This is a genomic window from Flavihumibacter solisilvae (assembly GCF_000814475.1).
Taxonomy (GTDB): Bacteria; Bacteroidota; Bacteroidia; order Chitinophagales; family Chitinophagaceae; genus Flavihumibacter; species Flavihumibacter solisilvae.
Map to the genome: position 1 here is coordinate 33,780 of NZ_JSVC01000013.1, position 13,085 is coordinate 46,864.

The window sequence follows — 13,085 nt, forward strand, 5'->3', positions numbered from 1 at the left end:
AGTTTTTTTCAAAAATAAGGATTGAAGAAACTATTTCCGGAAACTTACTTTGTGCAGCTTGTCGTCACGCACCAGGTCTTTGTGAATGTTATCCAGGATGCCATTGACAAACTGTCCGCTCTGGTTGGTGCTGTATTCCTTTGCCAGGTCAATATATTCATTGATGGTAACCTTGGGCGGAATGGTTTCGAAGTAAAGAAATTCACAAACGCCCATCTGCATCAGGATCATATCGAGCGTAGCTATCCTTTCAGGGTCCCAGTTCTTGAGTTTGGGCTTGATCATGTCGAGGGTGACCTCGTTCTTTTCCATTACTGTCTGAAGGAGGTTTTTGGCGAACTGCCATTTTTCGTCGCTGAGGATCTTGCTGAACTGGTAAGAGCCGGGTTTGTTGAGATAGTTCTGTACCAGCAGGTTCACCATTTCGCAGTCATCGTCCCAGTTGTTGAATTGCTCTTCGAGGTGACTGGTAAACTTCTCATTGGTGATCATGAGGTTACTGTAAATATAATCCACGATGGCTTTTTCATCCTTCGGTTCGCGGCTCTGGCGGGAGATGTAAGACTGGTATTCGGGTGTTTCAACCAGTTCGAGATAGAGCTTGCGGACCAGTTCCTTATCGAGGAAACGGTCGGCGTTGTCGTTGTTCAGGGCAATGGTGTAAGATTGGTCTTCCAGGACTTTCCATAATAGCGTGTTACCTGCAATCTTGGTATTTACTTCAAGGTCCGCTGCTGTGGGAAGGTGTTTGGAAGCCCTGTTCCTGGCATCGGTTTCGGCATATCTCATCAGCTCGGTGAGAAAATGGATCATGTATACCAGTAGCTGGCGGGTGTGGTCAAACTGTTTCTGTAATAATTTTACGGGTTCCCCGGGTTTCGCTGCCTGGTCGATCGAATCCAATGCGTATAAGGTCTGCATTACTTTTACCCGGATATTTCGTCTGCTGATCATACCTCCAAGAACTTTGTTGAGGCGGCAAAGCTACAGGATTTAGGGGCAGCCTCCAAACGAATGGACACTGCGAAACGCCAAATCATGGCAGCAAAACGGCAGCGTGCTGCTGAAAAATTGGCATCCGGCCGGAAACGAGCGACATAACAACATGGCTTGACAGGAGCGGGAGAGAGGCAGACTGCTAAAATGACCTTTTCAATACGGGTTTGATTGAATTGGCATGTATTTCGATTAGCTTTGCGAGCCTTTTGGAGCGTTGCTCCCAGAAATTACTCACTTATTTAAAAACCAATTAATATGGCTAAGAAGTTGAACATTACTCCTTTGCACGACAGGGTGGTTGTTAAGCCAGCCCCTGCTGAAGAGAAGACTGCTGGTGGTATCATCATTCCTGATACCGCTAAAGAGAAGCCCCAGCGCGGAACAATCGTAGCTGCAGGCAACGGGAAGAAAGATGAACCCATGACTGTAAAGGTGGGTGATACAGTACTCTATGGAAAATATGCAGGCACAGAACTGCAGCTCGAAGGTGCTGATTACCTGATCATGCGCGAGAGCGACATCCTGGCAATCGTTTAATTGCCGGAGCGTTGATGTAATGTTTTTAATTATTTAGTAAATCTTATTAAAGTAAAATACTATGGCAAAACAGATTTTTTTCGATATCGAGGCCAGGAACAGAATGAAGCGTGGGGTAGATACCCTTGCAAACGCAGTTAAAGTAACCCTCGGTCCTAAAGGCCGTAACGTGGTAATTGAAAAGAAATTCGGCGCACCTGCAGTAACTAAGGACGGTGTTACCGTTGCTAAAGAGATCGAATTGGAAGATCCGATCGAGAACATGGGCGCCCAGATGGTGAAAGAAGTAGCCAGCAAAACAGCAGATGTTGCAGGTGACGGTACAACTACCGCAACTGTACTTGCGCAGGCCATCATTACAGAAGGTCTGAAGAACGTAGCAGCAGGTGCAAACCCGATGGACCTGAAGCGTGGTATCGACAAAGCTGTTGAAAAAGTTGTTGACGCCCTGAAGGCACAGAGCCAGGCAGTTGGTAACGACAACAAGAAAATCGAAGCAGTTGCATCTATCTCTGCCAACAACGATAACGAAATCGGAAAGCTGATCGCTGAGGCGATGGCAAAAGTTGGTAAGGATGGCGTGATCACTGTTGAAGAAGCAAAAGGAACTGATACAACTGTTGAAGTTGTAGAAGGTATGCAGTTCGACCGCGGTTATATCTCTCCATATTTCGTTACCAACAGCGAAAAGATGGAAGTTGAACTGCAGAATCCATACATCCTGATCTACGACAAGAAGATCAGTGCAATGAAAGATATCCTCCACATTCTTGAGAAAGTTGCACAGGGTGGTCGTCCGCTCGTGATCATCTCTGAGGACCTGGAAGGTGAAGCACTGGCTACGCTGGTGGTAAACAAACTGCGTGGTACCCTGAAGGTTGCAGCTGTTAAAGCTCCGGGCTTCGGTGACCGTCGTAAGGAAATGCTGCAGGATATCGCGATCCTCACCAAAGGTGTGGTGATCAGCGAAGAGCAGGGTTTCAAACTGGAGAATGCTGACCTGAGCTACCTCGGACAGGCTTCTTCCATCACTATCGACAAAGACAATACTGTTATCGTTGGTGGTAAAGGAAAGAAAGAAGACATCAATGCACGTATCAACCAGATCAAAGCGCAGATCGAATCAACTACATCTGACTATGACCGGGAGAAACTGCAGGAGCGTCTTGCCAAGCTGAGCGGTGGTGTTGCTGTACTGAATGTTGGTGCTGCAACTGAAGTTGAAATGAAAGAAAAGAAAGACCGCGTTGACGATGCACTGCATGCAACACGTGCTGCCGTAGAAGAAGGAATCGTTCCTGGCGGTGGTACTGCATTCATCCGTGCCATCAGCGCGCTGGATAATTTCCGCAGCGGTAACGAAGACGAGAAACTGGGTGCACAGATCGTTCGTCGTGCGCTCGAAGCTCCTCTCCGTATCATCGTTGAGAATGCCGGCCTGGAAGGAAGCGTTATCATCAACAAGATCCGCGAGGGTAAGGGTGATTTCGGTTTCAACGCCCGCACTGAGCAGTTCGAGAACCTGCTGAAGTCTGGTGTAATCGATCCTACTAAAGTAGGTCGTGTTGCCCTTGAGCATGCAGCTTCAATTGCCGGTATGCTGCTGACCACTGAGTGTGTGGTTGCCGACAAGCCTAAGAAAGAAGAAGCGCCTGCAATGCCAGGTGGCGGAATGGGCGATATGGGATATTAATATCCACATCATTAATATTAAGGACCCCGTTGCTGTTGCAACGGGGTTTTTTTATGCGGCTTCGCCACCCTGAGGTAATTTTTTCCCTCTTAACCCAGCGGGTGACCGAAAATCCAGCTGATTCCCAGCTGGTATCCTGTTTGCGTGTATTGCCTTGCGTTAATGTGTGGCCGATATTTTACCCTGGTAGCTGCAAAAAATACCATATTAACTAATAGTATATATGTAGTTGTTAGGGGGGTATTTTTCCCCGTGGATAAATAAGTTTTTTTCTGGATTTAATATTCTCAGTAAAAAAATTATTTTTGTGTTGATTCCTCGGAGAACCGCATTAAACCTTTCCAAATATCCCTTATTGAATTTCCTTTCTTGGTTGGCTTGATTTAACCTCAAAAAGAATTGGGATATTAAGATGCGTACTTCTACATTCCGTACCAAAAGGGCTACCCTTGCTCTGGTTTCCGTATTTACTTACTTGTTTACTTCAGCGCAGGTAACAGATGCATTTGGCACCTGGGATATCTGGCCAATGCAGAAACAATTTTACCCTCGTTCAATTCAGACAAATAAAGGCACTGTTCGGGTGAAAGGTACCCTGAACAATAGTCTTGCATTGCCGCGATTAAGATTATACCGTGAAGGAAGTCTGGTTAAAACAGAAGTACTTACGCCAAACCAGTCTTTTGATGTGACATTTGAGATAACGGCAGAACTTGCGAATTACCAGGTGAACCTGGAAAATGATTTTAATTGGACTACGAAGCAGGTTGGCGAATTGGTAGCTGGTGACGTTTACTTTATCTCGGGTCAGTCAAATGCCGAATCCAGGAAAATGGAGTCGGGGGGCGGCTTTCCCGGTGACAACAGCAATCCTGATGTAAATACAGATGTTGGCGGTAACATAAATTTTGTGCGGGTATATGGTGGGAGCATTGATAACTATACCAAACAATGGTTTATAGGAAATGGAAATACAAATGCTTTCCAGAATGGTAATACAGGTCAGGTGGGAATGCGACTTGCACGCGAGATAATAAGAACACAAGGAGTTCCTGTATGTATTATGAATGGTGCAGAACGAGGTGAGCCGATTGAATATTACCTGCCCGCTGCGAACCATTTTTCAACGTCCACAAACTATGGACGTGAACTTACCCGCCTCACCGAAGCAGGACTGGTTGGCAAGATCCGCGCCTTTATATGGTACCAGGGTGAATCAAACACTATCAACGGAGACCCGGCAACGAATAAAACAAGTTATATAAACAACTTCACTCAGATTTATAATGCCTGGACGCTGGATTACGGACCTGCTGAAAAATATTATATAGTCCAAATCAGGCCTGGTTGCAGCAATAATGAAAATTCTCCGGCCGCAAAAGACCGCGTTCTGGCTATCCAGGAAGCACATCGTGAAATTGTGGCTGCAGACCCTGCAAAAAGAACATTGGTAGGAACTAATGGCATCCCACAATATGGCGATGAATGCCACTATTATTATGCAGGCTATAAACAGATCGGTAACAGGTTATTCAGTCTCATTAATAACCAGGTGTATGGTGCACCGGTTACTAATGACAACTACACCACTCCTCAACCCCGTAAAGTATCTCCGCTTTATTTTTCCGGGGGATCTTCCGGCCAGGTAACCATGTCGTTTGACAAACCGGGCGACACATATTCTGTAACCGCGGTTACCGGCGATATCAGGTCGCGGTTCAATCTCGAAGGAGGTAACTATACCATTAATTCTGTGGCGATCCAGAATACCGGGGCAACTGGTAGTCCATATAATGTATTGCGCATCAACTATACAATGAATGCAGGAACGATCAACAATCCGACCGGGCTCACGTATCGCAATGATTATCACGATAACAATCCGGTAATTGTGAATTCAGACGGAATGCAGATGGTTAGTTTTTCGATCTCAGGCATTGCCGCTTTTGACCCGCTTCCCGCAGATCCGTTGACGCTGCGCATTACGCCGGTGAACGGCAGGAATAACCTGTACTGGCAGATCGAGAACAATAACGATTTCGAATATTTTGAAGTAGAGAGAAGCCAGAACGGCAACAAGTATTCTACGATTGCCACTGTACCTGGTTCACTGCTAGCAGGTAAAGCCCAGTATGATTATTCCGATACAAAGCCTTCCAGCGAAAAGAATTTCTACCGGATCAAGGCATTCAATTTCAATGGAAAAATAATCTACAGTCATGAGGTTGCTGTGAACAACAGGCTTTCCTTCACTGACGGATTAAAACTATTCCCCAACCCGGCAAAAGACCAGGCTATGGCCGGACTCTCTGTAAAAGAAGCAGGATCTGCAACGATCCAGATCTTTGACCAGAACGGTCGGATGAATACCACCCGGACCATCATGCTGCAAAAAGGAAATAACCTGTTTTCAATCGGCGAAGTGCTCGACCTCAAACCCGGTATGTACGTAGTTCGGATCATCACCGGAACCGATATTTACACGGGACGGCTGGTCCGCATGAATTGAGGAAAGATCTAAATCCTGTTTTTTAATTAGCTTGGCATTTCGCAAACCCATAAACCATGATCCAGATAAAAAGAAAGTTTTTGTCAGTTCTTCCTGTGAATGAATACTGGTTTATTTATCCCGGCGGGTTTTGGCGGCTGGCCGGATTGAATGTATATAACCATTTGCGGAAGGATATTTCAAGTCCCTTGCTGGTGAAAGCGGCAAACCATACTGTTGAGCTTGACCTGGGCAGGACTGAAGAAGAAATATTCGGGTCGTTTTCCAGTACATTCAGGACCCATATCCGTGCAGCGGAAAAAAGCGGGGTGAAATGCTATTTCGATAACGACATGGACAAGTTCGTCAAATTCTACAATGATTTTGCTGCAACAAAGGGATTGCCGGCGGAATCGGCTTCTCGCCTGAAGGGTTACGGCGATTCGTTCAGGATCTGCTATGCCGAGCTCGACGGTGAAGTGCTGGCTGCCCACAGCTTCATTGTGGATCATGATCAGAAAATTGTCAGGTTAATGCAGTCCGCGTCACGGCGATTCGACGAGAATTTCGATAAAAATAAAATCGGGAAGGCCAATAAATATCTGCATTTTTGGGATATGAAGGAATTCAGGGAGATGGGGATTCTCAGCTATGATTTTGGCGGATACATGGAAACCCATTCTGAAAAAGTGATTGACAGTCTCCTTGACTTCAAATTAAACTTCGGCGCCCAGCAGAAAACAACCGCGAATTATTATACCCTCGGGTATTACGTTTTGAGACAACTGGCCATCAGGCTCAAAATGTTAAATAAATAAGCCAAAAAAAGGCTGCCTCAATATTGAGGCAGCCTTGGCTTATCTGAGTCTTCACGGGTTATTAAAGTACCTGGAACTTTTTAGTGATCGCAGGTTTGTTCGCAAAATATACACTCAGAGTATAGTATCCAGCTGGCAGGGTGCTCAGGTTATAACTCTTCGAGAAAGTAGTACCTGTTTTGCTGATGCTGCTGTAGTGCACTCTTGTTCCGGTTGAGGAATAGATGCTTACAGTAGCACTTCCTGTCAGTGAGTTGTTCAGCGTCATCGTCATTGTTGTATAAACAGGTGACGGGTTAACTGTAAGTGTAGATGCTGTTGATGTAGCCGCTTTCACTGTCACAGTTGTCACATCTGAAGAAACTCCACCTTTATCGTCTGTTACAGTCAGCTTGAACTGGTATGTTCCTGCAACCAGGTTGGAAAGGATCGGAGCTTTCCATGCTGTGTTGTTGAAGGTTGCCTTGTTCGGACCTGATACCTGTGACCATACATATTTTGCAATAGTACCGTCGGGATCAGATGAAGTGGAAACCAATTGTACCGTGTTGGTCGGAAGAGTAACTGTTTTCGCAACTCCTGCATCTACTACAGGAAGCTGGTTACCGCCAGAAGCTTTCACGACAACACTTACATTTGAAGCAGCAGTTGCTCCTTTATTATCCGTTGCTGTCAGCCTGAAGGCATATGTTCCTGCTACCAACTTGGAAACGGTAACTGTTGCAGCTGTTGTGCTGGAGAAAGTCGCTGTGCTTGGACCGGAGGCCTGTGCCCACCTGTAGCTCGCGATTGAACCATCGGCATCAGATGCTGTACCGGCAAGACTTACCGCATTAGTCGGCAGGGTAAGTGTTTTAGCAGTACCTGCGCTAACAGTCGGAGCCTGGTTGGTAGTTGATGTTGTGGTTGACACATTCACCGTTACATCATCTGTGTCTGTATTACCGGAGTTGTCGGTTACAGTAAGGCGGTAAACATATACACCTTTAACGAGGTTGGATACCTTAGTGCCTACAGTTGTAGCAGTACCGATTGTTGATGTAGACGGACCGGAAACCTGGCTCCAGCGGTAAGTTGAAATACTGCCATCAGGATCTTTCGAAAGAGAACCGGTCAGGTTTGCTGAATTGGTCGGAAGGGTCACATTTACATCAGAACCTGCGTTCGCTACAGGAGCCTGGCCGGTTGAGCTTGTAGTTCCTACCATGCTGGCTTCAGTTGCTGTTTTGTCGGCGATCTTCACATCATCGATGTAGAAAGCCCTGAGCGTGCTGGTAGACAGTTTACCCTGGTAGTTACCACCACTCCAGATCCACTTGTAGATACCTACCTTGAAGTAAGGGAACCAACTGCCATTGATATGACAGGGACCAGTGTAGTCCATTACAAGTTTACCATTGTGCCATGCCTTCACACGACCGTTACTGGTGTACTGGGGATCATAATAGAATACCCAGTCGTTCCAGGTGTCATAAGCAACTGCACCCATGTCATAAACCTTGTCAACATAGTTGGGGTTGGTTGTGTAGTTGGTAAGGCTGTAACGGATGTTGATTGTCCAACGGCCATTTACTACCTGGAGAGACAGGGGGGGACTTGTAGAAGTGTTAGGATTCTTGTCGTGCCACTGTACGATTGCCTCAGGAACCTGGTCAACTGAATAGGATGCTTTAGGCAGGAAAGCAGAAAATTTCCACCAACGTAGGTTGGCATTAATACCGCTTTGAGAACTGGAATTGTTGTGAGTTAACTCAGCCCTTTTACCACCATACTGGGCATCGGGGTCTGATTTTCTTAGTTCTACTCTCATGGAGCTAGAACCGCTTCTTTTCTGTGCAGTAGATTGCGTCATGGAGTAAGAGCAACATCCTTCTTTTACCTGGAATCCCCCGGTTAAAAGGTTGGACGACTCAAAAGAGCTTTGCAATACTACTCCGGTTTGTGCTTTTGCGATAATACCGGAACCCATGAGTACGGCAAACGCAATAATTCTACCTGCCAGTTTTTGTGGTGCTGGTTTTGTCATAACTATTGGATTTGTGCGATTAAAATAGCAGTCCCACTAAAAACAAGGACCATGCCAAGAATGCCATTTACCGCGTTGGGGAAAACTATCATCAGATCGTGGGTGATAGTTCGCAACCAGGCCACAGAGGCCATTTTACGGGTACGGATCGCTTCCGGTTCTTCAACAGGCAGGTACCCTATATTATTGTCCTTAAAGGCCGTTTTTCGATGAAATTCCGGCGGGCCGGAAACCGCTGGTCCATCTTTTGAAAATCCCACTCTTTTCAACAACTCTTTATGAAATAGCCGTTTATGAAAACTATCCCGCTCTCACACCCGCTTGCCTGGACTTTCCTCCCGGCTATTCCCCCGCTTCCGGACATCAACTCAATAACGGGCCTACCGGTCGCCACAAATCCACTTATTTTTTTTGACCCGGGCAGTGCACTTATCAAAGCGAGACTATATATTTGCGCATCCGTTTCAGGTCCAATCCTATCCTTTTTGAGGCCAATCCGTAAACTGATCTACTATCCTTAGGTGCGGAAATTCACGTTGAAGTTTTACTGCATATTTTACCAATTGTATTAGAAATTTTATATTTTAACGCATCCAAAGGGACCCCCTTATGAGATTTTGTTTTAACTGCCGTCTGTGGAAATTACTGGTTATAGTCATGCTGTTTTCAGCTTGCGCAAGTACTGAAAAAGCCCGTTACTTTAACGGGATGAATGAAAACAATTATGTGCTCAACGTAAAAAACCTCACGCCAGTGCTGCAAAAGGGCGATATTCTCAGTATCACCGTAAGGAGCCTTAACCCCGAGGCCAGTGCGGTTTTTAATGCCCTTCCCACTAATGCCATTAATATGACCCCGGCGTATGCCGAGCTTTCAGGGTACCTGATTCAGCCGGATGGTTCGATCGATTTTCCCGTGCTTGGCCGGCTCAGGGCTGCCGGGCTGGAAAAAAACACGCTTTCCAACTATATCCGTGACGAATTGCTCGCAAAACAATTATTGGTTGACCCCATCGTTACTATCCGCATCCTGAATTTTAGGGTCACCGTCCTGGGGGAAGTGGGTAAACCGGGGGTAATGAACATCACGAATGAAAAGGTGAACGTACTGGAAGCACTGGGTCTTGCCGGTGATATGACATTGTTTGCAAAAAGAGACAATGTAGTACTGGTGAGGGAAGAAGATAACAAGGTCATCACCAAGAGAATGAACATAAATTCAGATGAGATTTTCAAGTCTCCCTATTATTATCTGAAGACAAACGATATTCTTTACGTGGAATCAAATAAAGCCAAGGTACAAAGCACCAGCAGGGCTACACAGCTTTTGCCGACGATCCTGAGTGCATTGGCATTTATAGCAGTGATATTTGACCGTTATGGGCGATAATTTAAGAACAACAAAATATCCTTAACACTATGTTTTCAGGAAGTGGTAATAAAAAGATACATGAGGAGGAGAACATTCTTAAAAACTTATGGTTTAAGTATTTTCCGTACTTGCCGTTGTTCATCCTTTCAGCAGTAATTTTCCTCTCGCTTGCTTTCATCTATTCCAAATGGATCCAGCGCAGTTACGAGATCAATGCCTCTATCCTGATCAAGGATGAGAAGAAAGGTATTGATGAATCCCAGATGCTGGAAGCACTGGATATTTTCCGGGGTAAGAAAATCGTGGAGAACGAGATCGAAGTACTCCGGTCCCGGAAATTCATCAAACAGGTGGTGAACAGTCTTGGACTTTATGTCCAGGTGAAACGCAAGGAAAAGTACCGTACAGTTGACCTCTATTCGGAGGCCCCGGTAAAAGTGCTGTTCCGGGATCCTGCCCAGATGAAACCGGCTGAGAAGATTCATTTCGCTTTTGATGAAAAAGCAGGATCGGTGCGGTTTGGTGATTCATCCTATGCATTGAACTCCTGGGTTCGTACAAAATGGGGTGAAGCTATTTTCTTCCGGAATAACAGCAATGGTTACCTGCCGTCAAACGGTGAAATATACTATGTACTGGTTAGTCCTAAAATGATAGAGCAGGAGTTGCTGTCGCGACTCGAAGTAATTACCGGTAACAAACTGGCGAGCCTTGTTGAACTGCGTATAAAAGATACTGATCCGAAAAGGGGAGAGGATATCCTGAATGAACTCATGCATTTTTATACGCAGGCAGAGGTTGATGATAAGAACAGGCTTGCTGGTAATATGCTGTCTTCGGTGGAAGCGAGGTTACGGTACACAGCCGGCCAGCTTGACTCCGTGGAATCTGCCATTCAGAACTATCGTACTTCAGCCGGTGTGATCGATATCAGTGAGCAAAGCCGGTTATACCTGGAGAACGTGGGTCAGAACGAGCGGATGGTGCAGGAGCTGAATACCAAGCTGGCGGTATTGGATGCCGTTGAAAGATATATCCAGGCCAGCACGGACCAGACTGCCGGAACTTCCGCTTTAATGGTGGATGATCCGACTCTTTCCCAGATGCTGACACAGTTGAACGATGCGCAGCAGCAATACGCAAAACTGAGGATCACTACAGGAGAGAACAGTCCCATAATAATGAATGTGAAGGAACAGATCAATAAACTGAAACCTTCCATCCTCGGAATTGTCAAAAGCCAGCGTACCAACCTGGAGATCGGGAGGCAGAACCTGATGAGCAGTGGTACCCGGTATTCTTCCATGCTACGGACTATTCCGGGCAAAGAGAAGCAGTTGCTCGAGATAAGCAGGCAGCAGTCCATCAAGAATCAGATCTATTCTTACCTGCTTGAAAGAAGGGAAGAAGCAGCATTGTCCTACGCGGCAGCCAAAGCCGATTCCCGGATCATCGATGTGGCAGAATCTTCTATTTATCCAGTCAGTCCCAAAATGCGATACATCTATTTGGGTGCATTGCTCTTTTCCGCCTTTGCGGTGATCCTGCTGGTAAGCCTCCGGGAGGGTATGAACAAGAAGATTCTTTTCCGCAAGGAAATTGAACAGTTATCTGACATTCCGGTAGGAACAGAATTATTTCACAGCGGCAGGAAGAAATTCCTGGTTTACAATGACAAGGAAAAATCCGCTGTAATTGAACAGATCCGGTCGTTGAGGAATGCGATCGCATTTGGGGAGAAAAATGTTAATCACAAGGTTTTCTATATTTCATCATATACCAGGAAGGAAGGTAAATCATACGTCGCGGCAAACCTGGCCTGCAGCCTTGCTGCAACGGGTAAACGCACGTTGCTGATCGACATGGACGTGGATACTCTGGGGAACAGCAAGGCGTTCGGGCTGGACGTTGAAAAAGGATTTACAAACTACCTGAAGGAAGAAGGCGTGAGACTGGATGAGATCGTGCACAAACTGCCCGATGCATACGGCCTGCGTTTCATTCCTGCCGGCACCATGACGGAAGGTGGGATAGAACTTACCAGCCAGCACCAGCTTGAAAACCTGCTCAGGACTGCCCGTGAACAGTTTGATTACGTAGTGGTATGTTCTGCCCCGGTTTCCAGCAATGCAAACATGGAACTGATCGGCCAGATGTGCGATATGCGCCTGCTGATCGTAAGGCATGGTGTTACACCGAAATATGGAAATACGTTGCTTGAAGCAGCCGCCCAATCCGGTAATACCCTGAATTCACTCATAATTTTCAATGGAGTTCGGAGTAGGGGAGTGGCTGGCCGCACATACGGCTATGGTGGCCACTATGGTTTCGGGTACGATTTGAAAGTCGCCCGGTAAGAGCTGATTGGAAGTAAAAAAGTAAAAGTCAAAAGAAGGAAAGTACTCTGCACTTATGTGACTGAGGAAGCGAAGCATTTAATTTTAGTGAATGTAATTATGAAAGGAATGAGCGAAAAGAAAACTGATAATTACTGCTGGTTTGCATTTAACGTGCAAGTGAGTGAGATGCCCAGAATTCTCAGGCAGCTGGAAAAATCCGGCTACCAGTATGTACAGCCCAGGGCACAGTTTATCTGCTATCCCGTAATGGGACAACTGACGCAGGATAAAACATGTTTTGACAGCCTGATTTTTCTTTCACTGCAGAAAGGCCAGGTCAAAGAAGTCCTGGCAATTCCCGGCATCAGAAATGTCATGTATTACCTGAGTGAACCAGCAGTAATCAGCCGCGACGAAATCGAGCTGATCAAAGTGTTCACTGACCGTTATTCCAATATTTATATCGAAGAGATTCCTGTCAAACAAAATTGCATTCCGCAAATTACACATGGGCCTTTCCTTCTCCGGGAAGGAGATATTGTCGGTATCAAAAATCAAACCATTAAGGCCACACTTCCCTCCTTAGGTTTTGTTATGATTGCTGAGTCAGATGGAAAAGAAGTTGCTTTCCTCCATGTTCTCGAGCAAATCGCCAGTTCAAAAGTTTAAATTCAATACACCAAAAAACGAGTATTCAATAATAAAATAATCCAAAGACTATAGACCTGTTATGTCTACAATTGTGGTTATCATATTGATGGCGGTATTAGCATTTTTCCCGTTCCATCTAATACGCACTGAGGAAAAAAACAAA

11 protein-coding genes are annotated in these 13,085 nt (G+C 45.8%); 8 read left to right on the plus strand and 3 right to left on the minus strand.

The features are described 5' to 3' along the window. Positions 1-30: 30 nt before the first annotated feature. Positions 31-954 (minus strand): transcription antitermination factor NusB, encoded by a 924-nt coding sequence (gene nusB, locus OI18_RS11720; RefSeq protein ID WP_039140056.1) that lies wholly within the window; start codon positions 952-954, stop codon positions 31-33. A 300-nt stretch (positions 955-1,254) separates the two neighbouring features. Here nusB and OI18_RS11725 point away from each other — a divergent pair, with 300 nt between their 5' ends. The 4 genes from OI18_RS11725 (at position 1,255) to OI18_RS11740 (ending at position 6,535) form a co-directional block, all read left to right on the plus strand. Beyond that, the gene (locus tag OI18_RS11725; protein WP_039140057.1) at positions 1,255-1,536 is read left to right on the plus strand and encodes a co-chaperone GroES; all 282 of its coding nucleotides are present in this window, start codon (positions 1,255-1,257) and stop codon (positions 1,534-1,536) included. A gap of 61 nt (positions 1,537-1,597) precedes the next feature. Next, the gene (gene groL, locus OI18_RS11730; RefSeq protein ID WP_039140058.1) at positions 1,598-3,229 is read left to right on the plus strand and encodes a chaperonin GroEL; all 1,632 of its coding nucleotides are present in this window, start codon (positions 1,598-1,600) and stop codon (positions 3,227-3,229) included. 412 nt (positions 3,230-3,641) lie between these two features. Next, positions 3,642-5,738, plus strand: coding sequence for a sialate O-acetylesterase (locus OI18_RS11735; RefSeq protein ID WP_039140059.1), 2,097 nt, complete (start codon positions 3,642-3,644; stop codon positions 5,736-5,738). A 56-nt stretch (positions 5,739-5,794) separates the two neighbouring features. Then, a complete protein-coding gene (locus OI18_RS11740) occupies positions 5,795-6,535 on the plus strand; it encodes a GNAT family protein (protein ID WP_039140060.1) in 741 nt (246 codons plus the stop codon). A 61-nt stretch (positions 6,536-6,596) separates the two neighbouring features. Here OI18_RS11740 and OI18_RS11745 read toward each other — a convergent pair whose 3' ends face one another. Together OI18_RS11745 and OI18_RS11750 are read right to left on the minus strand one after the other, a co-directional pair. Further along, positions 6,597-8,561: a PKD domain-containing protein gene (locus OI18_RS11745; protein ID WP_039140061.1), complete on the minus strand. Its 1,965-nt coding sequence runs from the start codon at positions 8,559-8,561 to the stop codon at positions 6,597-6,599. Between the two features lie 2 nt (positions 8,562-8,563). Beyond that, positions 8,564-8,830, minus strand: a complete 267-nt coding sequence (locus OI18_RS11750; RefSeq protein ID WP_152616805.1) for a hypothetical protein — start codon at positions 8,828-8,830, stop codon at positions 8,564-8,566. 24 nt (positions 8,831-8,854) lie between these two features. On the opposite strand from OI18_RS11750, the gene OI18_RS24540 reads away from it, so the two are divergent. The 4 genes from OI18_RS24540 (at position 8,855) to OI18_RS11765 (ending at position 12,940) form a co-directional block, all read left to right on the plus strand. Beyond that, positions 8,855-9,082 (plus strand): hypothetical protein, encoded by a 228-nt coding sequence (locus tag OI18_RS24540; RefSeq protein ID WP_152616806.1) that lies wholly within the window; start codon positions 8,855-8,857, stop codon positions 9,080-9,082. A 136-nt stretch (positions 9,083-9,218) separates the two neighbouring features. Next, on the plus strand, positions 9,219-9,950 hold the full coding sequence (locus OI18_RS11755) for a polysaccharide biosynthesis/export family protein (protein WP_240312762.1): 732 nt from the start codon (positions 9,219-9,221) through the stop codon (positions 9,948-9,950). A gap of 110 nt (positions 9,951-10,060) precedes the next feature. Beyond that, the gene (locus OI18_RS11760) at positions 10,061-12,289 is read left to right on the plus strand and encodes a GumC family protein (protein WP_160290224.1); all 2,229 of its coding nucleotides are present in this window, start codon (positions 10,061-10,063) and stop codon (positions 12,287-12,289) included. 168 nt (positions 12,290-12,457) lie between these two features. Then, positions 12,458-12,940: a transcription termination/antitermination protein NusG gene (locus OI18_RS11765; protein WP_152616807.1), complete on the plus strand. Its 483-nt coding sequence runs from the start codon at positions 12,458-12,460 to the stop codon at positions 12,938-12,940. Positions 12,941-13,085 lie beyond the last annotated feature (145 nt).

Coding starts and splice junctions, on each gene's coding strand:
- OI18_RS11740 (WP_039140060.1), top strand. CDS start 5,795: ATGATCCAGATAAAAAGAAAGTTTTTGTCAGTTCTTCCTGTGAATGAA.
- OI18_RS11755 (WP_240312762.1), top strand. CDS start 9,219: ATGCTGTTTTCAGCTTGCGCAAGTACTGAAAAAGCCCGTTACTTTAAC.
- nusB (WP_039140056.1), bottom strand. CDS start 954: ATGATCAGCAGACGAAATATCCGGGTAAAAGTAATGCAGACCTTATAC.
- OI18_RS24540 (WP_152616806.1), top strand. CDS start 8,855: ATGAAAACTATCCCGCTCTCACACCCGCTTGCCTGGACTTTCCTCCCG.
- OI18_RS11745 (WP_039140061.1), bottom strand. CDS start 8,561: ATGACAAAACCAGCACCACAAAAACTGGCAGGTAGAATTATTGCGTTT.
- OI18_RS11725 (WP_039140057.1), top strand. CDS start 1,255: ATGGCTAAGAAGTTGAACATTACTCCTTTGCACGACAGGGTGGTTGTT.
- OI18_RS11765 (WP_152616807.1), top strand. CDS start 12,458: ATGCCCAGAATTCTCAGGCAGCTGGAAAAATCCGGCTACCAGTATGTA.
- groL (WP_039140058.1), top strand. CDS start 1,598: ATGGCAAAACAGATTTTTTTCGATATCGAGGCCAGGAACAGAATGAAG.
- OI18_RS11735 (WP_039140059.1), top strand. CDS start 3,642: ATGCGTACTTCTACATTCCGTACCAAAAGGGCTACCCTTGCTCTGGTT.